The sequence below is a fragment of the Moorena sp. SIO4A1 genome, from assembly GCF_010672065.1.
Classification (GTDB): domain Bacteria; phylum Cyanobacteriota; class Cyanobacteriia; order Cyanobacteriales; family Coleofasciculaceae; genus Moorena.
Genome location: NZ_JAAHHX010000002.1, coordinates 152,133 through 172,203, shown reverse-complemented (window position 1 = coordinate 172,203; position 20,071 = coordinate 152,133). Strand labels below are relative to the sequence as shown.

The window sequence follows — 20,071 nt, the reverse complement described above, 5'->3', positions numbered from 1 at the left end:
AGTGTCAATCAAGACTAGCTATCTATTCGTATATTCGTAAATTCTGATTTATGGGTATGATTGATACCCACCAAGACTCCCCACCAAGACTAGGTATCATAGGAAATAACTAGTAATAACTAGTTATTAATACTAGTTATTAAACCTCCTATGGTTAACTGCTGGTTAACTGGGGTGCCATTGCCCAGTCATCAGCTCTAAAATTGGTGGCTCATTCAGGGGAAACCCATCTAATTTGCTGATTCCTATATACATAATAGTGTTTTTTAAATTCAACAAACACTATAGCTTTTAGTTCTCAAAAGGGGAGGGCAAAACTTCGATCGCTCGTTTCGGTGTGTCACGTTTGCTCGAGCACTTAAAAGGTGCTTGTTTATAAATTGGGGTGACATTTTAGATGAATATTGATTGTATTCTGGAAATTGTTGACCGTCAACTAAAAGAGAGTCAACATCGACCCCTTACATCCACAGAAGTTATGATGCTGGGTGGGATTTGGCAGTATAGAACTTATAACCAAATTGCCCTCGAAGCAGGTTATAGTGCAGGCTACCTTACTAATGTCGTTGCTCCAGATTTGTATCAGCGACTCTCCCAGGTGATTGGCCAGCGGGTAAACAAGAAAAACTGTCGGGTGCTGCTGGAGTCTTATGCCACCACCCAAGCATCCCCAGAGACAAACCCTTTGAACCCAGATCTGGTGAAGCCAGAGCTGACGGGAAATGCTGCCAATGAAACCCATGAGATACTACCTTGCTATCCCAGTGGCTCAATCCCTATCAACTCTCCCTTTTACCTAGAACGCTCTTCCCTTGAGGAGCAAGTTTATCAAGAAATCAAGAAACCGGGAGCGTTAATCAGGATTAAAGCTCCCAGAGAAATGGGCAAAACCTCTCTGCTGCTGAGGATTCTTGACCATGGCAACCGCCTGGGCTACCATACTGTCAGCTTGAACCTAGAGCAAGTCGAGCAGGGAATTTTGAGCAATTTGAATCAATTTTTGCGCTGGCTGTGTGCCAACATCGCTCAACAGCTTCAGCGTAAACCGATGCTAGATGAGTATTGGGATGAAGACCTGGGCAGTAAAATTAGCTGCACCCTCTACTTCCAAGACTATCTACTAGATTTAATTGATACTCCCCTAATCTTGGCATTGGATGAGGTGAGCCAGATTTTCGAGCATCCCCAAGTCGCCAAGGATTTTTTACCTCTGTTGCGTTCTTGGTACGAAGAAGGGAAAAGACTGCCCATCTGGCAAAAGCTTCGCCTGGTAGTGGTTCACTCCACGGAAATTTACGTTCCCCTCGAGCTTAACCAGTCTCCTTTCAATGTGGGGCTGCCGGTTCAGTTAAACAACTTCAGCCAGGACGAGGTGCAGCAGTTAGCTCAACGCTACGGACTCGACTGGATAGGTCCCGAAGATGCTAAACAATTAATGGTAATGCTGGGGGGACATCCGGCACTGGTAAACTTAACGCTCTATCATCTTAGTCGCAAGGATATAACTCTTTCCCAACTGCTAGCAAGTGCTCCCACTGCTACCGGAATTTATGCTAATCACTTGCAGCGTCATTGGGCAACATTGGCAAAACAGCCGGAATTAGCACAAGCTCTTGATACGGTTCTCAAGGCCACTGAACCTGTGCCCTTAGACCCCATCCTAACTCACAAGTTAAGCAGTATGGGGTTGATTAAACTTTCAGGTGCTCAAGCGATCGCAGCTTGTGAATTGTATCGGCAGTTTTTTACGAACAAGGGAGAGCAACAGTTTATGTATACAGCATCTGTCTCGTAGCCTAATCATGATTGATCAGCGGTCAGCGGTCAGCGGTCAGCGGTCAGCGGTCAGCCATTCGCGACTTGAGGTGCTTTGTGGCACAGGCTTCTAGCCTGTGATCTAGCGCATTAGCTGATAGCTGAATGCTTACGATCAGTTTTTAATGCTCCGTTCACGATTCAATGTTTTGTTTATTAGTTTTTTCATGAGATTTTATATGAGTTATGAGATGAGTTTTATGAGTTTAGTAGGTCAAAAGTCAAACTAATATAGTAAGTATTCAGCGGTCAGCGGTCAGCGGTCAGCTTAATGCTTAAAATAAACCTCTTTTGGTAGTGCGTAGGGTGCGTTAGGGGCGGGCTGTCCCAACCCTGGCGCTCGAGACGGAAAATGAGGGCGAGCCCTTGGGTGGTGCGTTACGGTGCGGACTATCCCAACGCTGGCGCTCGAGGCGAAAAATAAGGGCAAGTCCGCCCCTAACGCACCCTACGAACTAAAACAATGCTCCATAAATCCCAGTTCAATGTCTGTGTCTTGTGTCTGTTAGTCTGATGAAAAACTCCGATTATAAGCTGAAGAGTAAATTGAATTTGGAAACTGGCTCCTTAACAATTGTTGGTACGGGGATTCAATTGGTAAGTCATCTGACCTTGGGGGCGAAAGCCTGGATAGAACAAGCGGACAAGGTTTTATATGCTTTGGCTGACCCAGTAACGGCTAAATGGCTCAAAGAATTGAATGCCACAGCAGAAGCTTTGCCATATAACCGGAACAATCAATGGCGCAGAGACACTTATCAAGAAATGACCGAAAGGATATTGACAGACGTTCGTAAGGGGCTGAATGTCTGTGCTGTGTTTTACGGTCATCCTGGGGTTTTTGCCAATCCAGCCCAGGCAGCTATTAAACAGGCACATCGTGAAGGCTTCAGAGCACAGATGCTACCTGGGATTTCTGCGGAAGATTGCTTATTTGCTGACCTTGGTCTCGATCCTGGTCGAAACGGGTGTCAAAGTTTTGAAGCAACGGACTTTTTGATTCGACGGCGTAAATTTGACCCCACTAGCCCCTTGATTTTGTGGCAGATTGCCATGGTTGGCAATCTCGGTTTTTACAAACCGGAGGAACAGTTTCGTCCTCTAACTATATTGACCGAGGTCTTAAAAACACATTATGGAGGTGACCATGAAGTGATTGTTTACGAAGCAGCTGTTTATTATCCAGTTTGCAAACCAGTTATCCAGCGTATTCCTCTGTCCAAGCTACCACAGAGCAGTGTTACTGAGGTTTCAACCCTTTATATTCCGCCTCACGCTCTAGCACCTGTGGACAAAGACATGATGGCGCGCTTAGGTATGTCTTTTGTTAAAGAAGCTACAGGGGAGAAACAGATCTGATGACAGCTTATCAACAAACTGTGTCCAACCTCAAGTTAGCGATCGCACAGAACCCTGAGAAAGCTAAGGCTCTAGCTCAGCAAGGTGAGGCTGATCGGCTGATGGGAGATTTTGAAGCTGCCCTCGCTAAGTTCACCGATGCCCTTGAGCTAAATTCTAACTACCCTTGGGCTCTCGCTCACCGTGGAGAAACCTACTATCAGATCAAACGTTATCAGGAAGCCCGAACAGATTTTAGCCGCGCTATTGATCTCAACCCTAACTACCTTTGGGCCCTTGCTCACCGGGGCGTAACCTACCGCTTTATGGGGGAAGCATATTACACAATGGCAGTGGCTGACTTGGATCGAGCCATTGAGCTGAAGCCGGATTACCTTTGGGCAATTGCCTATCGTGCCCGAGTTTATGAGCTGATGAAGTGCTACCAGAAAGCCCTGATTGATTTTGACCGAGCGATCGCCCTTGACAAAACGATATTTGTGAAAAATTGGCGGATTGAGAGAGGGTTAATCCTTTGCTATGACGGCCAATATGCTGAGGCGATCGCTTGTTGCCAGCAGAGGTTAGAGGAAGTTCCTGATGACACTACAGCTTTATACTGTATTGCAGTAGCGAAGGCTCGCTGGCAGGGATTGACCCAGGCCAAAAGCGAGATTGAGCTTACGCGGACAGTATTGCTGTCTCAATGGGACACAGGGGATCGAGGAGATATTCTGTACCGACTGAGCGCCTTAGCCATCTTGGTAGGTAACTGCGAACAAGCATGGGAATATCTAGAAGAAGCTATTCCTATTAATGATGAAGCCATTGAGTTAGTCAGTCACGACCCAGCTTGGATGGAGTGGCGAGATCACCCGAAAACTCAGGCATTACTCGCTATAGGAAAGGGAGTAGGGAGTAGGGAGTAGGGAGTAGGGAATATGGCATCAACAATGCTCACAATTCCTACAGGGATTGCTATATAGCGTTTTATAGCCTAATGAGGTACACAGGATTTTTTCCCTGTTCCCTGTTCCCCTCCTGGGAGGGGTTAGGGGTGGGTTACTCTTCCCTGCTCCCTGCTCCCTGCTCCCTAAAAACATGCACCTCACCCAATTGAAAACCCCTATAGTTAAGGGTTTGAAACAACAAAGCTCAATCAATTAAGTTTCAAATAACAGTCAAGGAGGAATTTGATCCAGATGGATAATAACACTTGGGCTCTTGCTCAAAAAGCAGAAACTCTTCGCTTGTCAGGAGCTTATGAACAGGCGATAGAGAAATTTGAAGAACTTCAAAAAAGTGACTCGGACAATGCTTGGATCAATGCCCACCTAGGAACAACTTACTACCAGTTGATGGATTATGGTAAGGCCGAAAAATACTTGACAAAAGCCGTCGAAAAGAATCATAAGTATCTCTGGGCTCATGCACATCTAGGTGAAACCTACCGTCTACGAGCAATTACAGAAAATGATAAAGAGCAGAAAAATGAATCTATTAAATCAGCTATAAGACATTTCAAAACAGCGCTTGATCATAAAGCACCAGAAAACAGCAACTATGGGTGGGCATTAGCTCACTTGGGAGCAACCTACCGCCTGAAAATAACTCTGGATAAGAATAAATTAGCCAAGAATGAGATAGATGAAAAAAGTAAAAAACAAGCTTTGAATTATCTTGACAGAGCGATTGAACTTATGCCCACATATGCCTGGGCTTGGGGTATGCGATCGACAGTTCACAGATTAGCTCAAGAATACGAGGAGTCATTGTGGGATTTGGGAGTAGAAACACAAATATCTCCAGACATGGAGACTTTACAACACTCTCCTTCTCCTGTTCCATTCTTAGTAAGCAGGAGGGTAAGTCTTTATGAACATGCATTTCTGTTTTTTTATTTAACGAAGATACAAGATAACTCAGAAAAGAAAGAGAGATACTATAGTGGAGCGATCGCTTGTGCCCAACAAATCTTGATCCTGAAGCCAGGTGATTTGATAGGTCAACTCATTTTAAAGGTAATTGAAGGTACACAAAAGAATGAAGAAGATAAACTTAATAATAAATTTATAAAAGAATGCAAAATACTTATTGAAAAGATAGATGCCAAGCTTGCTGAGATATGTAAAGCAGTATTGATATACATGATAAAGGCTGAGCCTAAAACCAAGCATAAGTTGGAGATGCTGGCTCAGGCAGAAGGTATGTCAGGACATAAATTAAAGAAGCTTGTTGATGATGTCCTCAAGAAGTTTCCCAACAATATTGAACCCAAAAATATTGAACCCAAAAATATTGAACCCAACAATCCTGAGATTAAAGCAGAGGCACAATTATGGCTGTGGCAAAACTTTGGATGGGTCGAAGGATCTGCCAGTGCTCTTTCCTTCCTTGCTGATTTAAGTGAAGTTCTGCGATATTTTGATCAACACTATGATGATATAACTGGTGAACCATTGCCTTATCGAGAGCTTGCCTTGATAATCTATGATCAATACGCACTGGAAAGGCTTTATCAAACTGCAACATTGTCAGAAGCAGAACGGGAAAAAGAATTTAAGAAATTGTTGCCGTCGATAAAACCACTACCATTAGCTTAGATTCTTGATTCGTGACTAGATTAAAAATTAGCAGGATATTTCATGAGTAAACTATTTCATTTATTAACCGATTTGGCCCTTGATCCCAAGAAACAAAGTGTTTTTATCAATAACCCCAGTTCGGTAATGGACAAGGTGGGTTTATCTGAAGCAGAGCAGACGGCGATGATCAGCAAAGAAGCTGCTAAAATTACAGCGTTATTTGCTGATGAACAAGTTCCTCTTGCCTTAAGTATTGGCGATCCCGGTCCCGATCCCTTGCCAGATCCAGACCCTTTTCCGATGCCAGATCCAGACCCTTCTCCATCAGAAGAAGAAGAAGAAGCTGCATCGCTGAATTAAGGAATGAATGCGCGGACATCTGGTTTTATTAAAGCCCCCTAAATCCCCCAATTCTGGGGGACTTGTCTTGATGCAGTCGCTCATGGGGGAAACCACGGCAATAGCGAGTGGGGGGAACCCCCAAGACCGCGCTGCCTCCCCAAGACCGCGCTGCATCGCTTGAGAGTTTTGTTCCCCCCAGAATTGGGGGGCTAGGGGGGCGAAACCATACCCATAATCAGCAACACCGAAGAAGCTGCATCGCTTTTGTAAAGGTGCCCATTCCACCCACCGGGTCAAACAGCTTTTAGGAAATGCACCTCACTTAACCGTTAGGTTAGGTGGGGTTGTTAATTTTAAATCACTGATAACTTTGTACACTTGGAAAAGTGGATTATTATTTGATCAGCTCAAACCACAACCAGTGCGGTTTTTTATCATAAAAACTCCTTTAAAGGAGGTAAGTATGCGCGATTTATCAGGTTACCAAGTTACGGAAAAACTCCATGAGAGCACCAACTCCTTAGTCTATCGCGGACATCGGCGAGCAGATCACCAACCTGTTATCCTTAAAATGCTCAAACAGGCTTATCCTTCCCCTGAAAGCATTGCTTGGTTCAAGCGAGAGTATGAAACAACCCAAACTATTAACTTACCCGGTGTCATAGATGTTTACAGCTGGGAAAACCTAGAAACTAACTGGGTAATGGTGTTAGAAGATTTTGGGGGCGAATCTCTCAATCGGATCATTCCGAAGCAGGAATTCACAATTGGTGAGTTTCTCCACCTGGCCATTGAGATTGTTGACATTCTCGGTCAGGTTCACCAGCAGCATATTATTCACAAAGATATTAACCCATCAAATATTATCTTAAATCAGAATACTGGTAAGCTTAAGCTAATTGATTTTGGTATTTCAACCACACTGTCGCGAGAAATCTCAACCTTTCGCAACCCGAATGTATTAGAAGGAACCCTAGCTTATATCTCCCCAGAACAAACGGGTCGAATGAATCGAGCCATCGATTACCGCACTGATTTTTACTCCCTGGGGGTGACCTTTTATGAATTGCTGACGGGAGAGTTACCCTTCCCCAGCAATGATGTTTTGGAATTAGTCCATTGTCATATTGCTAAACAACCGACACCACCACAGGAACTAAAACCAGAGATTCCAGCAATTCTTTCAGCGCTCCTGTTGAAATTGATGGCGAAAAATGCTGAAGAACGCTATCTATCAGCCTATCGGATCAAGGCAGATTTAGAAGAATGTTTCAGACAGTGGCAAACCAAAGGGCAAATTGATGCTTTCGTGATCGATCAGCACAATGTTTCCGATCAATTTCAAATACCACAAAAACTGTATGGGCGAGAACAGGAGATTTCTACCCTATTAGCTGCCTTTGAACGAGTCAGCCAAGGAGCTAGTGAAATCATGCTGGTTTCGGGGTATTCTGGTATTGGCAAGTCCGTATTAATACAGGAGGTATATAAGCCACTGACTCGCCAACATGGCTATTTTATTTCTGGTAAGTTTGACCAGTTTCAACGAAATATTCCTTACGCTTCCTTAATTCAGGCATTTCGGTCATTAGTACAACAGTTACTCACAGAAAGTCAAGCAGAGATTCACAATTGGCGAGAGAAGCTGCAAGGGGAATTAGGGAAAAATGGACAGGTAATCATTGAATTTATTCCTGAAGTAGAACTGATTATTGGTCCACAACCACCTGTCCCAGAGCTTCCGCCATCAGAATTGCGGAATCGCTTTAATTTTGTTTTTCAAAAATTTATTAAGATATTCACTCAACCCGAACATCCGTTAGTCATTTTCCTTGACGACTTACAGTGGGCAGATAGAGCTTCGTTGAAATTAATTCAACTACTGATGACAGCAGCAGATAATAAATATCTGTTTATAATTGGGGCATATCGGGATAATGAAGTAAACGACGTACATCCTTTGACTCAAAGCTTGGAACAGCTTGAAAAAGCAAGAGTAACAATTAAGAGAATACTACTTCTCCCCTTAGCCTTAACCGATGTTACTCAACTTATCGTTGATACCTTTTTAGTAGATTCAATAACTGCCAAGCAGCTTGCCGAATTGATACAGGAAAAAACGGGTGGAAATCCGTTTTTTATCAATGAGTTTATAAAATCTATGTATTCTGAAGGTTGGTTGTATTTTAACTATCATTCTCATAAATGGGAGTGGGATATAGAGCAAATAAAAGCGCAACCAATTACAGATAATGTGGTGGAGTTGATGATCAAAAAGGTAAAAAAAATACCGACAGCAACTCAGGCATTATTAAAATTAGCAGCTTGCATAGGGAACCAGTTTTATCTGAAAACACTGGCAGTGATATATGAAAAATCTATACAGGAAACTGCAACGGATTTACAGTCAGCACTCCAATCTGGTCTAATTGTACCCCTTAGCTATGCCTACCAGTTGGTGGAACTTGATATCGAAGGGTTGTCAAATCAGTTAGTTGTAGAATACAAATTTGCCCACGACCGTATCCAACAAGCAGTTTACTCGCTCATTCCCAAAGTAGATACCCAAGCAGTACATCTGGGTATTGGCAAGTTGTTACTGCAAAATAAATCCTCTGAAGAATCTGAACAGAAGCTGTTTGAGATTGTTAACCAGTTGAACAAAGGTCGGGAGCTAATTGAGGAACAAACAGAGCGAGATGAGTTAGCTCGATTAAATCTGCGGGCAGGCAAAAAAGCAAAATCTTCAGCTGCTCGTCAACTTGGTTTCAATTATCTCCAGACCGGCTTAAGTTTATTAGGTAACCAGAGTTGGTCGCAGCAGTATAACCTCAGCTTAGATTTGTATGTGGAGGCAGCAGAAGCAGCTTATACAATTGCCAACTACGACCAAATGGAGCCCTTGACTGAGATAGTCTTGCAAAAAGCCCAAACACTGCTAGACAAAGTCAAAGTCTATGAAGTCAAAATGCAAGCCTATTGTGCTCAAAGAAAATTTATAGAAGCAGTCAAAACTGGGCTAGACGTTCTGAAATTACTTGGGATCGAATTACCCGAACAACCCAACCAGTGTGATCTGACGGGAGAGATAGAGCAGATCAAGTCTGCCTTGGGGGGCAGGCAAGCCCAGCAGCTAATGGACTTACCCCAAATGACCGATCCCCATAAACTAGCAGCTATGGGGGTTATGAACTACTTGTTGAGCCCTGCCTACATAGCAATGAATCAACTCAGCTTGGTAAATTGGTGCCGACAGGTGAATTTATCGATTCAGTTTGGTAATTCCCCTGATTTCGCTTTTCCCTATGCCGGTTACGGGCTTATCCTCTGCTTAAGAGGAGAGCTGGAGGCTGGCTATCAGTTTGGTCAACTGGCTTTGAAGTTACTAGAACGATTCAAAGATAAAACATTCAAAGCCAGAACTTATGCAATATATAATTTCTCTCTAAAGCATTGGAAGGAACCGCTCAGGGATATATCATCTGTTTCCACGGAAGCTTATCAAAGTGGAATAGAAACTGGAGATCTTGAATATGCTGCTAGTGCTATGGTTACCTATGCCTACGCTTTATACCTAAGTGGCATTGAGCTGACGGATGCTAAGAAAGAGACGGCGAAAGCAATTGTAGCTACTATTCAAACTCAGCAGGAAGCTTACCTTCATTGGACTCAAACCTATATGCAGGCTATCCTTAACTTGATGGGAGAAACAGAAAATCCCTGCCGTTTGATTGGTGAAGCATACGATGAAGAAAAGATGATGCCAGTCCATCTAGGCAGTGGAGATCGCACGGCACTGATGCATGCTTATTCCCATAAACTCGCTCTGTGTTATCTTTTCCAGGAATTTCAGCAAGCGGTTGAAAATGCAGACCAGTTTGAAGACTATGCTGCTAATGCTGGCTCATCATTCATCCTTACCACTGCTTACTTCTATGATGCCCTGGCTCGGCTAGCATTTTATCCTGATGCTTCAGAGACTGAAAGAGCAGAAATTTTGACCAAGGTTGCTGCTAAACAAGAAAAAATGGAACTCTGGGCAAAGCAAGCTCCGATGAATTTTCTACACAAATTTTATCTAGTCGAAGCTGAACGAGCCCGAGTTTTAGGCAAAGATAGCGAAGCTAGAGACTATTACGACCGCGCTATTACCTTAGCCCATAAAAACGACTATCTCAACGAAGAAGCCCTAGCTTATGAACTAGCAGGCAAATTCTATTTAGCTAGAAACCAAAACCACGTTGCTCGCCACTACCTACAAGATGCCCACTATACTTATCAAGGCTGGGGAGCTGTGGCTAAGGTAAAGGATTTGGAAGCTCGATACCCACAATTTTTGGCTACAGTTTCAACAGATAGTATTAAAACTAGCTTAAATCCGTCAATTACCGACTCAGGTAAAACTACATCCGGTGTTTTGGATATCAATAGCATTCTCAAAGCATCGCAAACTATTTCTGGGGAAATTATCCCAGACAAGTTGCTGGAAAAGTTAATGAAAATCCTGATTGAGAATGCTGGGGCTCAAAAAGGTTTTATGATACTGGATAAGGACGGTGATTGGGTAATTGAAGCTGAAGGAAAAGTGGATTCTGATCAGGTGACTACACTGCAATCCCTGCCAGTAGACTCTGTGGATGCTGCCAGTAAAACCCCGGTCTTGTCAGTCTCTATCGTCAATTATGTGGCTCGCACCCAGGAAAATTTAGTTTTAAGTGATGCGGCTAATCAAGGACAATTTACTCGTGACCCCTACATTGTTGCCACTCAACCCAAATCGATTATCTGTAGTCCTTTGTTAAATCAAGGTAAACTAAGCGGTATTTTATATTTAGAAAATAATTTAACCACAGACGCATTTACCAGCGATCGCATTGAAGTGTTAAGAATGCTTTCTGGTCAAGCTGCTATCTCTATTGAAAATGCTCGTCTGTATGGACAGTTAGAAGACTATAACCGCAATCTAGAGCTTAAAGTAGAAGAGCGCACTCAAGAACTATCTCAAACTTTGGACGTTCTCAAAGCTACTCAAGCGGAACTAATATTTGAAAACGAGTTACTCAAGAGTGACGAACAAGCCGCGAATTTTGATTATCAAGTGGGGGGAAGTTTACCGATGGATGCTCTCACTTATGTGGTGCGTTCTGCTGACAGAACTCTCTATAAAGCTTTAAAGCAAGGGGAGTTTTGTTATATTCTCAATCCCCGCCAGATGGGCAAGTCAAGCCTGATGGTACGTATGATTAACCACCTGAACAATGAGGGGATTAGCTGCGCGGCGATTGACCTGACTCGGATTGGCAGCGAAAATGTTACCCCTGACCAATGGTATAAGGGATTGGCAGTAGAGCTATGGCGAAGTTTTGGTTTACTAAGAAAGGTGAATTTAAAAAAGTGGTGGAATGAACGAGGAGATATTTCTACGGTTCAGCGGTTGAGTCAATTTATTGAAGAAGTCTTACTGGGTGAGGTTGATCAACCAGATAACAGTTTACCGAATAAACGGGTAGTTTTTATCGATGAAGTTGATAGCGTCTTGGGCTTGAATTTTCCAGTTAATGACTTTTTTGCTCTGATTCGCTCTTGCTATAATCAGCGTACTATCAATCCAGACTATGGCAATTTAACCTTTGCTCTGTTTGGGGTTGCTACCCCCTCTGGCTTAATTACAGACCACCAAAGAACTCCTTTTAATATTGGTCAGGCGATTCAACTGGAGGGCTTTAAAGAGCATGAAGCCCAACCTTTGCTTCAAGGATTAGCAGAGAAAGTGAGCAATCCTCAAACACTGCTCAAAGAACTGTTAGCATGGACGAGTGGTCAGCCTTTTTTGACCCAAAAGATCTGTCAATTCATCCGCAGTACTTCATCTGCTATCCCTACCAACGACGAAGCTGAATGGATTGAAAATTTGGTGCGAACCAAGGTGATAGAAAATTGGGAATCCCAGGATGAACCAGAGCATTTGAGAACTATACGCGATCGCATCCTGGAGAGTAAACAATCTGTAGGGCTACTGGAAATCTATCGACAAATTGTCGAGCAGGGAGAAGTGGTGGCTGTTGACAGTCCAGAGGAAAAGGAATTGCTGTTGTCTGGGTTAGTGGTGAAGCAACAGGGATGTCTGAGAGTCAATAACCGGATTTATGAATCCATCTTTGACCGCAGTTGGGTTGAGCAGCATGTATAACTGAGATCTTGGATCTTCAATTAAAATAGTAAAGGGAATAGGGAATAGGGAGTAGGGAGTAGGGAGTAGGGAGTAGGGAGTAGGAAACAGAGAGTAGGGAGTAGGGAGTAGGGAGTAGGAAACAGGGGACAAAAATTATCACTCACAATTCATTTAGGTACACTATATAGAGATTATTAATTATTAGTGCTAAGATATTAATTACCAATAAGTTTATCTATTAATTAAGCTGATGAAAGCTGCCATTGTACGTATTGGAGATTCCCAAGGAATTAGAATTCCTAAAGCAATTATTGAAGAATGTGGTTTAGCCAATGTAGTTGAAATAACAGTAGAAGATGGGAAGGTAATCATTTCGCCAGTATCCCAGTCTCGTCAAGGATGGGAAGAAGCGTTTAAAGAAATGGCAGAAAATGGTGATGATGAATTATTAATTGATGATCGGATTAAAAATTATTGGGATGAAGAGGATTGGAAATGGTAGCGATTTCTAAGCCAAAAGATAGTGTTGGGTTTCCTTGCTTCAAACCAAGCTACAAGAGAATGCGATCGCGTAGCGGCTCCAACTTCGATCTTCGATTCGGCGCAAGCGTGTAAGTATTCAACCCGATAGAATTGAATCTAGCGACCAAACCTCTCTGTTAAGCCAATGACAACTTCCCTTGAAGAAGCCCTCAACACGGTTAGTCAACTGCCTCCTGAACAGCAGGCTATGCTGGTTGAAATCATCCAAAACCGTCTGATCGAATCCCGTCGTAAAGAAATTGCTGAGGATGCCAAAGAATCGATTGCTAGATTTAAACAGGGCAAGTTACGACCTCAGTCAGCAGAGACTGTAATTTCTCAATTGCAAAAGGCTCTTGACGAAAACCCATGAGGCAACTGGTACTTACCCCAAAATTTAAGCGGGCTTATCGTAAGTTTGTCTCTCGCAACGCCAAACTCCAGAAACGCATTGAAAACACCCTGAGGCAAATGGAAGAAGATGTTTTTGACCCAAAACTAGGTACCCATTCTCTGAAAGGAGAGTTATTGGGCCTCAAAGCCTGCTCCTGTGGATACGATTGCCGGATTGTGTTTTCCATTGAGACAGACCAACAGATTCAAGATGAAGTAATTATTTTACTCGATATTGGCACCCACGATGAGGTGTATTGAGGGTGCATTGTGGGTATTCCCGTCTTGATGATATTGACCACATTCCCCTAAAAAAGGCGAAGTTCAATCCGCTTACCTAAAGCAGCTAGTGCCCGTTCCAGTGTAGGAAGTTTCGTCCCGTGATCGGGGTTGAGAATGCGCCTGACTTCCTGTTCATCGGTATTGAGAGTATGGGCTAATTGGAGTGATGTGATCCCTGCCTCGGACATGGCCAGGTAAAGGGCAGCTTTTAAGGCAGTCTGAATTGGCACTGGGACTAAATAGTCTCCGCCTGCCGGGGGTGAGGGGTTGGGGATGTCGAGTTGGTCATCAATCCTCGCAGCGATCGCTTCTTCCAAACAGTCCGCTGCTTCAGCCAAGCCTTGTTCCATGGAATCTCCCTGAGTAATAGCTTCTGGCAGATCCTGAAAAGTTACCACAAACCCGCCATCCGACTCGTCAGGGGTAAATGTAGCTGGGAATGAAAATCGACTCATAGTAATGGCATGGTTAAATCTCATCTTCCTGTAGACCAAGCTGACGTAGCATTGCCTTCAATGTCCCAGTCTTGAGTTCATCTTTGGGATTGCGGACAATAGTAAATCGGTCACCAAAATAGAGTGTGACGTGGCTTCCTTTCCCGCGCTTTTTGTCAACACGAGCTTCGAGACCACGCTCTCTGGCTAACTTTTTTACCCTCCTAATGAACTCACTTCCTTTCATGATAAAACTATGGGACATTATTGTCCGCTAGTCAAGGGTGAAGGGATCCGTGAGGGCTTTGCTCCCGAAACCGCCTTCCCAAAGCCTCTTTCTTTCGTCAGCGATTGTCATTAAATCAAGACTTTACTATAATGTCAGCACAGTCAAGCTTTTATAAATTAATAAAATAAATGTATTAGTTAACTTCAGTCATCAAGAAGATTGATGGGGAGATGGGAAGATGGGGCAGATTTGTATTAAGGGTAATTATCCGGCGTTGCTGAATCAAGGAATGAATATAAGTAGGGTGGGCATCCTGCACGACCGAAAAGATTAGGAACGGGCAAGATGCCCATTCCACAAAACTATTAAAATCATTCCATTATTAAGCAACGCCTAAAAACTCAAATAATGAAGACTCTGAAATTATTACCTTTTGTATGCGTGATCCTTGCTTCAATGCAACCTAGAGCTTTAGCTCTTAGCAAATTATTCGATAGCGTCGAAGACGCTCTTAAAAGACCATTTAAAATTGTTGCTGAAGGTGTTGCTGAAGGTGCAAGCGATAAAGCATTAAAAGAATTTGAGGAATTTTTTAATAGTTCAATACGCCCCTTTAGTGATGATGTAATCAATAAAGTTGATCGGGTAGCAGCAAATAACATTCTCCGCACTGAGGAAGCTGCTCAGAGACTTTTAGACCATAGTAAAGACAATATCCTAGCTATTGAAAATCAAGTGGTTGAGGATATTGATCATATCTTGGAAAGAGTAGATGAGCGCTATCGTGGCGCAATGCGGGAAACCTTCTTAGAGATTAATCGTGCTCGTGCAGAGACTCTTATTGATGTCCGCTATACTCTTGGTACTGTTGATCAATCCCTAGAAGCGCGAATCAACCAAATTGCTTTAGAGATGATGACGCTTCTTGCTCAAGTTGATAAGATTGTGCAAAAAACGCCAGGTACTTTTTACAAAGAACTGTTTGACCCTACAATTACAAGATTGGAGAACCTTGAGCGAGATATTTTCATTAAGTTAGATGAACTTGTAAAAACACTTAATTGCTCTAGGGCAGGCACTATTGAAGATTTACGAATTAGCTTTAATAAAATAATTGAAAAGGCTCGCAGCACCCTACCTTTTTCCATATTTCGTCGTCGTACCTCTTGTGAAAAAGAAATGCGTCAGGTATACCAAGAAGGCAGTGATATATATTTTTACCGTGTATCTGAGTGTGAAATTAACAAAATTATCAATCAGCGTGGACATACATTGACTGTGCAGCAAATTGCAGATAACTACGGACAACTTCAACTCAATGCTAGTCGAATGGCTTGTTTAGCTAAAGATATTGCACCAGATCTACATGATCAAATAAAAGGAGACTGGTTAGAATACGGAATAAAAACTCGTTTTTGGAAAAATTATCTAACAAATAGCTCACAAGGAGAATAATTATGAAACGTTTAATGGCATTAAGCACGATCATCCTTACAGTTGGTATAGGAGTAGCTTCTTGTACTCGATTAGTAAACAGTCAAAACAGTCGCCAGGAGTGTGATAAAAACTCTACGGCTTTTCAATGTTATGAAGCAACATTATCGGAAATTCGTTTAATGAACCAAGAGTTACAAACAAAGCTTCAAGAACTTGAAAGTGTTAGAAACGAAGTAAAGTTGCTCAATGAAAAGTTGGGAAATGCAACTAATAAACTAGAACAAAATTTTAGTAAAATTAGTAATAATCGTGAGCAAATGAATCAAAATCATCAAGATTTAAGTAATAGTGTGCAAGGCTTAAATACTAGGATTCAGTCCCTTAAAGCAAATCAGGATAATCTAGATCAAGAATTAGATAATTTAGCCAATACATCTACTCAGGAGGATCAAAAGCTCGGTCAGAAGATTAGTAACATTGAATCTGGTGTTAATCAGAGAATCTCGAATGAAGTTCAGACTTTGTCAAACAAACTTCAAGGCTTGACTACTAATGCAGATAAGACGGTTGTTCAGGGTAACCTACTGATTAACGGCAATCGATGGGATGGTACAAGACAGGAAGCTACTACTGATAGAAGTAATGATGCTTTTTGTCCTGAAGGACATTACGTTGTGGGAGCACGTGCCATCGATACAGATGGTGGAAGATACTGCGTCAGTTGTATAAGTCGTGTGAAGTTATTCTGCAGACAACTCTAGAATAGGATAACCACTTGGCTATGTTAACGGAGCCACTTTTTTAAATAAAATAGGACTTATAAATTTAGTTAGTATCGCCCCCCTAACCTCCAATTTTGGGGGGAACAAAACTCTCAAAGTCCCCCAAAGTTGGAGAACCAATGGGGGGCTTTACCAAAACCAGACGATCGCGCATTCATACTTCAATTCAACAATGGCTAGTCTGAAAAACGATTTTTTTCAACTCTCCATCAAAATCAACCTCAAAGCATCTAACTGCACATACCATGGCTCAGGCCAAGCTTTAATCTGATGCCATTTTTCCTTAAAAACTTCAGCTTGGAGGTGGTATTGCTGAGGATTCCTAGAAGCAGTATATAAACTCAGATACAGTGTAACTCGGTGTTGGGTTTCACTCATCGTCACCAGCCAACAGGGAAAAGTATTATCGTGATTTGGCTCGTTTAGAAATATCAGATGATGGGCACGGATGCCAACATAAGCTAACGATTTCGTGATCGGTTCCACAACTGAAAGACTACAGTTCCAGTCCAGGGCTTGAATTTTTTGGTCCTCAATAATTTCAACCCGAGAAAAGTTTTTACACTCCGTTAATTGTGCTACCCTAAAGCTAGGAGGATGCTCAAAAATAGCTTCTTTAGAGCCAGAAGCAATAACCTTTCCTTCGGAAAGTACTAACAGATTACCACAAACTCGGTAAGCTTCCTCTAATTTATGGGTGACGAAAAGAGTCGCTCCTTGATAGGTAGAGAAAATTTCAGTTAATAGCCTTTCGATCTGATTCCGGAGATAGGTATCAAGGGCAGAAAGGGGCTCATCTAATAGTAACGCTTCTGGTGCGATCGCCATTGCTCTTGCCAAGGCTACCCGCTGCTGCTGTCCCCCAGAAAGTTCGTGAGGATAGCGCTTTTCTAGTCCCTGTAAATGCATCAGTTCAATGTATTTCCATACCCGTTCATTCCTTTGGGCTTTCGGCAATTCCTGCAAGCCAAAGCCGATATTTTGAGCAACATTCATGTGGGGAAAGAGGGCGTAGTTTTGAAACACAAAACCAATGCGACGTTGGTGAGGAGGAAGATTAATACCCTGTTTAGAATCAAACAAAACTCTTCCGTTCAAGACAATGCGGCCTTGAGTGGGTGTAGCCAAACCAGCAATACACCGTAGCGTCATACTTTTACCAGAACCAGAAGCCCCTAAGATACCTAAGGGCTTACCATTAGCAGTAAATTTAGCATCTAGGGTAAAGCTAGAGCTTACCTCTTTTCGTAACTCTACTAAAAGTCCTTGACTTGGTTCTATGTTAGATTTTTTCCCTGTTCCCTGTTCTTTTCCCCCCTGATTAAGGAAAGCTCTAGTCCCCCCCTTATTAAGGGGGGTTAGGGGGGATCCCTTCCTTACTTCTATGTTAGATTTTTTCCCTATTCCCTGTTCTTTTCCCCCCTTAATAAGGGAAGCTCTAGTCCCCCCCTTAATAAGGGGGGTTAGGGGGGATCCCTTACTTACTTCTATGTTAGATTTTGTCCCTGCTCCCTGCTCCCTGCTCCCTGCTCCCTGCTCCCTGTTCCCTGCTCCCTGCTCATAGTTAATGATGGTGATTGCCACGAGAGCGATCGCAACCATAATCAACACCCATAGTAGTGCTTCCCCCATCCTCCCGGCTTGGGCTGCAAAAAAGATAGCGATCGCAATGGTTTGGGTTCTGCCAGGAATACTCCCGGCTAGCATTAACGTAGCGCCAAACTCTCCCAAAGCTCTAGCAAAAGCCAGAACTGTCCCCGCCATCACCCCTGGCCAAGCCAACGGTAGCAACACTTGCCAAAATACCCTACATTCAGAAGCCCCCAACGTACGGGCACAGTTAATCAAATCCTGATTAACTTGTTTGAAAGCTCCCAATACAGTTTTATACATCAAAGGAAAGGCAACGACAGTAGCAGCAATCACAGTAGCAGGCCAAGACAAGATTACAGATAATCCCAATTGCCTTAATAGCTGTCCCACTGGGCTATTTCTACCTAGTAACAACAGTAATAAGAAGCCAACTACTGTAGGCGGTAGCACTATCGGAAGGGTTAAGATACTATCAATAATTCCTTTAGCTTTCCCTTGATAGCTAAACATCCAACCCGCTACTGTAATTCCCAGAAAGAAAGCAAAGATAGTAGCCAAGCCAGCAGTCTTTAGGGAAATCCATAAAGGAGATAAATCTTCCATAGTGTTGAACAAAGAGTATGGGTAGTGTGGAAAGTGTGGGTAGTGTGGGCAGAAAAAACGGCATATATAGGGTCTCTAATAGTTATAATGCAAATTCAATTTTATTACCCCGACTCCCGACTCCCGACTCCCGACTCCCGACTCCCTATTCCCTATTCCCTGTTCCCTATTCCCTATTCCCTACTCCCTACTCCCTACTCCCTTATCCGCCATAATAAACCCATACCTCAAAAATATAGTTTTAGCTGAATCACTGATTATAAACTGTACAAACTGGTTAGCATGATCAGGGTTTTTAGACTCCTTTAATACTGCTACTGGGTAGATAATCCGGGAGTAAGACTCTGGCGGAGCAGTAGCAACTCGTTTAACTTGGTTTGATACCTTAGCATCTGTTGCATACACCAATCCAGCATCCACATTACCTGTTTCCACATAGGATAGAACTTGGCGAACATCTTTGCCAAAAACCAACTTCGGTTTGAGCTGCTCAAACAAATTAAGACTAGAGAGAACTTCCTTAGCGTAGTGTCCAGCTGGTACACTTTCCGGATCTCCCATTGCTATTTTACTGATGTTATCAGACCTTAAGTCCTTAAAATTAGAGATACCAGTCTGGTCTTTAGGAGTAACTAAAACTACCTGATTATTAAGAAGACTTTGCCTTGTCCCTTCTAGTAAAAGCCCCTTAGATTCCAGAGCATTCATCTGTTTCGGAGCTGCTGAAATAAAAACATCCACTGGCGCTCCCTGTTCGATTTGTTGCTGCAACGAACCAGAGGATGCAAAATTATAAATAATGGTAACATCTGGTGTTTCCTTAGTGTAGAGTACTTTGATAGCTTTCATCGCATCTTGTAAGCTAGCAGCCACTGATACCGTTAGGCTCACCACTTCTGGCTGTTGATTGTTAAAGGTAAGAGCATTGCAAGCTATTAACACTAAGGATAGACTTAAGCACAGAAACCATGATCTAGTTAGGGATTTAATCATAAAAGTTATTAGTAGAGTTATAGCATTTTATAGTAACCGTGATATACATTTAAATTTTCTTCCCTACTCCCTACTCCCTACTCCCTACTCCCTACTCCCTACCCAATTAGATACTTAACAACAAAAAAAAATAGCCGTAGAAATAATGTCCACGGCTATTTCAAGTCCACAGTAAGTGGATTCAAATCGCTATGTCACTCAGTTCCCGAACCTATCGAGAAATGCTCCTATTTAATCATACCGGAACTTTTGTTTTTGCCAAGGGGGGGCAACCCCCCCAGAAACTAACGTTTTAACGGAGCATCCAATACTTAGTGATGATCGTAATCACCTCCCCTGGCATGCCCGTAGGTTGCAGAGGACTCCACTCGGAAGCCTGTGCGTAGTTCATGGCAGACAGGGTATGAATAGTATTAGTTACTCCTTGACGAGGCCCCTTTAAAATGTGCTGAACAGGTTGTTGCTTTGGGAAAAAATCTTCAAGATTAATTCCGGGAATTTGATCTTCAGGATTATTGTCGGGGTTAGGGATAAATTCTTGCGACATAGCT

The 20,071-nt window shown here is 42.8% G+C and carries 19 protein-coding genes; 13 read left to right on the top strand and 6 right to left on the bottom strand.

The window, feature by feature from the left end; genetic code table 11:
- The first annotated feature begins 397 nt into the window (after positions 1-397).
- From F6K53_RS01620 to F6K53_RS01595, 6 genes are all read left to right on the top strand, one after another.
- Complete coding sequence (locus F6K53_RS01620) at positions 398-1,795, top strand: AAA-like domain-containing protein (RefSeq protein WP_293018881.1); 1,398 nt, start codon at positions 398-400, stop codon at positions 1,793-1,795.
- Positions 1,796-2,328: 533 nt separating this feature from the next.
- Positions 2,329-3,174 (top strand): SAM-dependent methyltransferase, encoded by an 846-nt coding sequence (locus tag F6K53_RS01615; RefSeq protein ID WP_293065804.1) that lies wholly within the window; start codon positions 2,329-2,331, stop codon positions 3,172-3,174.
- The gene (locus tag F6K53_RS01610) at positions 3,174-4,082 is read left to right on the top strand and encodes a tetratricopeptide repeat protein (RefSeq protein WP_293018885.1); all 909 of its coding nucleotides are present in this window, start codon (positions 3,174-3,176) and stop codon (positions 4,080-4,082) included. The genes F6K53_RS01615 and F6K53_RS01610 overlap by 1 nt, the downstream gene beginning before the upstream one ends.
- Positions 4,083-4,355: 273 nt before the next feature.
- Positions 4,356-5,756, top strand: coding sequence for a tetratricopeptide repeat protein (locus tag F6K53_RS01605; protein ID WP_293065801.1), 1,401 nt, complete (start codon positions 4,356-4,358; stop codon positions 5,754-5,756).
- A gap of 42 nt (positions 5,757-5,798) precedes the next feature.
- Positions 5,799-6,098, top strand: a complete 300-nt coding sequence (locus F6K53_RS01600) for a hypothetical protein (protein WP_293018889.1) — start codon at positions 5,799-5,801, stop codon at positions 6,096-6,098.
- A gap of 445 nt (positions 6,099-6,543) precedes the next feature.
- Positions 6,544-12,270, top strand: a complete 5,727-nt coding sequence (locus tag F6K53_RS01595; RefSeq protein WP_293065798.1) for an AAA family ATPase — start codon at positions 6,544-6,546, stop codon at positions 12,268-12,270.
- Positions 12,271-12,290: 20 nt separating this feature from the next.
- On the opposite strand, the gene F6K53_RS01590 is transcribed toward F6K53_RS01595, so the two are convergent.
- The gene (locus F6K53_RS01590) at positions 12,291-12,416 is read right to left on the bottom strand and encodes a hypothetical protein (protein ID WP_293018893.1); all 126 of its coding nucleotides are present in this window, start codon (positions 12,414-12,416) and stop codon (positions 12,291-12,293) included.
- Positions 12,417-12,502: 86 nt separating this feature from the next.
- Between F6K53_RS01590 and F6K53_RS01585 the strand changes: the two genes are divergently transcribed.
- The 3 genes from F6K53_RS01585 to F6K53_RS01575 all read left to right on the top strand — a co-directional run bounded on the left by F6K53_RS01585 (position 12,503) and on the right by F6K53_RS01575 (position 13,428).
- The gene (locus F6K53_RS01585; RefSeq protein WP_293018895.1) at positions 12,503-12,754 is read left to right on the top strand and encodes an AbrB/MazE/SpoVT family DNA-binding domain-containing protein; all 252 of its coding nucleotides are present in this window, start codon (positions 12,503-12,505) and stop codon (positions 12,752-12,754) included.
- A 165-nt stretch (positions 12,755-12,919) separates the two neighbouring features.
- A complete protein-coding gene (locus F6K53_RS01580; protein ID WP_293018897.1) occupies positions 12,920-13,147 on the top strand; it encodes a hypothetical protein in 228 nt (75 codons plus the stop codon).
- Entirely contained in the window at positions 13,144-13,428 is a 285-nt protein-coding gene (locus tag F6K53_RS01575; protein ID WP_293018899.1) for a type II toxin-antitoxin system mRNA interferase toxin, RelE/StbE family, read from the top strand. The genes F6K53_RS01580 and F6K53_RS01575 overlap by 4 nt, the downstream gene beginning before the upstream one ends.
- A 47-nt stretch (positions 13,429-13,475) precedes the next feature.
- Here F6K53_RS01575 and F6K53_RS01570 read toward each other — a convergent pair whose 3' ends face one another.
- Entirely contained in the window at positions 13,476-13,904 is a 429-nt protein-coding gene (locus F6K53_RS01570) for a hypothetical protein (RefSeq protein ID WP_293018900.1), read from the bottom strand.
- A gap of 13 nt (positions 13,905-13,917) precedes the next feature.
- The gene (locus tag F6K53_RS01565) at positions 13,918-14,148 is read right to left on the bottom strand and encodes a type II toxin-antitoxin system HicA family toxin (RefSeq protein ID WP_293065793.1); all 231 of its coding nucleotides are present in this window, start codon (positions 14,146-14,148) and stop codon (positions 13,918-13,920) included.
- A 372-nt stretch (positions 14,149-14,520) separates the two neighbouring features.
- Between F6K53_RS01565 and F6K53_RS01560 the strand changes: the two genes are divergently transcribed.
- Complete coding sequence (locus F6K53_RS01560; RefSeq protein ID WP_293035767.1) at positions 14,521-15,567, top strand: hypothetical protein; 1,047 nt, start codon at positions 14,521-14,523, stop codon at positions 15,565-15,567.
- Between the two features lie 2 nt (positions 15,568-15,569).
- Complete coding sequence (locus F6K53_RS01555) at positions 15,570-16,310, top strand: hypothetical protein (RefSeq protein ID WP_293065790.1); 741 nt, start codon at positions 15,570-15,572, stop codon at positions 16,308-16,310.
- A gap of 219 nt (positions 16,311-16,529) precedes the next feature.
- Here F6K53_RS01555 and modB read toward each other — a convergent pair whose 3' ends face one another.
- Positions 16,530-18,527, bottom strand: coding sequence for a molybdate ABC transporter permease subunit (gene modB, locus F6K53_RS01550; protein ID WP_293065787.1), 1,998 nt, complete (start codon positions 18,525-18,527; stop codon positions 16,530-16,532).
- Positions 18,528-18,544: 17 nt separating this feature from the next.
- Here modB and F6K53_RS01545 point away from each other — a divergent pair, with 17 nt between their 5' ends.
- Positions 18,545-18,742 carry a hypothetical protein gene (locus tag F6K53_RS01545; protein ID WP_293065784.1) on the top strand — a complete coding sequence of 66 codons (198 nt, stop codon included), beginning with the start codon at positions 18,545-18,547 and terminating at the stop codon, positions 18,740-18,742.
- Here F6K53_RS01545 and modA read toward each other — a convergent pair.
- Positions 18,708-19,400, bottom strand: coding sequence for a molybdate ABC transporter substrate-binding protein (modA, locus tag F6K53_RS01540; RefSeq protein WP_293079760.1), 693 nt, complete (start codon positions 19,398-19,400; stop codon positions 18,708-18,710). The genes F6K53_RS01545 and modA overlap by 35 nt on opposite strands.
- A gap of 52 nt (positions 19,401-19,452) precedes the next feature.
- On the opposite strand from modA, the gene F6K53_RS01535 reads away from it, so the two are divergent.
- Positions 19,453-19,638 carry a hypothetical protein gene (locus F6K53_RS01535; protein WP_293018905.1) on the top strand — a complete coding sequence of 62 codons (186 nt, stop codon included), beginning with the start codon at positions 19,453-19,455 and terminating at the stop codon, positions 19,636-19,638.
- A 174-nt stretch (positions 19,639-19,812) separates the two neighbouring features.
- Here F6K53_RS01535 and F6K53_RS01530 read toward each other — a convergent pair whose 3' ends face one another.
- Entirely contained in the window at positions 19,813-20,067 is a 255-nt protein-coding gene (locus tag F6K53_RS01530; protein WP_293018906.1) for a hypothetical protein, read from the bottom strand.
- Between the last annotated feature and the right edge of the window lie 4 nt (positions 20,068-20,071).

Excerpts from the sequence above, each read along its gene's own strand:
- F6K53_RS01610 (WP_293018885.1), top strand. The coding sequence starts at position 3,174 with ATGACAGCTTATCAACAAACTGTGTCCAACCTCAAGTTAGCGATCGCA.
- F6K53_RS01600 (WP_293018889.1), top strand. The coding sequence starts at position 5,799 with ATGAGTAAACTATTTCATTTATTAACCGATTTGGCCCTTGATCCCAAG.
- F6K53_RS01580 (WP_293018897.1), top strand. The coding sequence starts at position 12,920 with ATGACAACTTCCCTTGAAGAAGCCCTCAACACGGTTAGTCAACTGCCT.
- F6K53_RS01575 (WP_293018899.1), top strand. The coding sequence starts at position 13,144 with ATGAGGCAACTGGTACTTACCCCAAAATTTAAGCGGGCTTATCGTAAG.
- modB (WP_293065787.1), bottom strand. The coding sequence starts at position 18,527 with ATGGAAGATTTATCTCCTTTATGGATTTCCCTAAAGACTGCTGGCTTG.
- F6K53_RS01570 (WP_293018900.1), bottom strand. The coding sequence starts at position 13,904 with ATGAGTCGATTTTCATTCCCAGCTACATTTACCCCTGACGAGTCGGAT.
- F6K53_RS01560 (WP_293035767.1), top strand. The coding sequence starts at position 14,521 with ATGAAGACTCTGAAATTATTACCTTTTGTATGCGTGATCCTTGCTTCA.
- F6K53_RS01530 (WP_293018906.1), bottom strand. The coding sequence starts at position 20,067 with ATGTCGCAAGAATTTATCCCTAACCCCGACAATAATCCTGAAGATCAA.
- F6K53_RS01585 (WP_293018895.1), top strand. The coding sequence starts at position 12,503 with ATGAAAGCTGCCATTGTACGTATTGGAGATTCCCAAGGAATTAGAATT.
- F6K53_RS01620 (WP_293018881.1), top strand. The coding sequence starts at position 398 with ATGAATATTGATTGTATTCTGGAAATTGTTGACCGTCAACTAAAAGAG.
- F6K53_RS01545 (WP_293065784.1), top strand. The coding sequence starts at position 18,545 with ATGGGTAGTGTGGAAAGTGTGGGTAGTGTGGGCAGAAAAAACGGCATA.
- F6K53_RS01555 (WP_293065790.1), top strand. The coding sequence starts at position 15,570 with ATGAAACGTTTAATGGCATTAAGCACGATCATCCTTACAGTTGGTATA.
- F6K53_RS01595 (WP_293065798.1), top strand. The coding sequence starts at position 6,544 with ATGCGCGATTTATCAGGTTACCAAGTTACGGAAAAACTCCATGAGAGC.
- F6K53_RS01565 (WP_293065793.1), bottom strand. The coding sequence starts at position 14,148 with ATGTCCCATAGTTTTATCATGAAAGGAAGTGAGTTCATTAGGAGGGTA.
- F6K53_RS01615 (WP_293065804.1), top strand. The coding sequence starts at position 2,329 with ATGAAAAACTCCGATTATAAGCTGAAGAGTAAATTGAATTTGGAAACT.
- F6K53_RS01605 (WP_293065801.1), top strand. The coding sequence starts at position 4,356 with ATGGATAATAACACTTGGGCTCTTGCTCAAAAAGCAGAAACTCTTCGC.